At 76.1% G+C, this 448-nt stretch carries 1 protein-coding gene; it reads right to left on the bottom strand.

Going from position 1 to position 448, the window contains the following annotated elements:
• Positions 1-448, bottom strand: a 448-nt coding sequence (locus GL263_RS27815) for a glycoside hydrolase family 31 family protein (protein WP_500294581.1), incomplete at both ends; no start/stop codon positions are given.

Here is a 448-nt window from a genome sequence, read left to right as displayed (position 1 = left end):
CCACCACACGTCCCGGCCCGAGATGCGCCGCGCCCGTCGTCACGTCGTACCACCATCCGTGCGGCAGCCGAAGCCGCCGCTCCCCGCAGCCCGGCTCAAGCACCGGAGCCACCAGGAACGCGTCGCCCACCACAAACACGTCCTCGCACTCCCGCGACACCCGGTCGCCGGGAGAACTCCACCACACCGGGCGCGCCACCGGCGTGCCGTCGCTCGCGGCCAGCTCCCGGTGCGTGTCCAGATACGGCGTCAGCCGTGTCCGCTCGGCGAGAGCCGCCCGCCACGCCGCCCGCGCAGCGTCCGATCCCCCCTCGGGCCCGGTCGGCAGCCAGGCCGCGAGCTGCCACCACCGTGCCAGCAGTTCCTCGGAGACCCGCCCCTCCGCCGCGAGCGCCGCACCCGCCCACGGCACCCCGCACACTCCGAGCCCCAGCACCCGGACCAACGC

This window comes from Streptomyces durbertensis (assembly GCF_014156695.1).
In the GTDB taxonomy this organism is placed as follows: Bacteria; Actinomycetota; Actinomycetes; order Streptomycetales; family Streptomycetaceae; genus Streptomyces; species Streptomyces durbertensis.
Note: the sequence above shows the minus strand (reverse complement) of the source record. Positions and strands in the feature narration are given on the sequence as shown.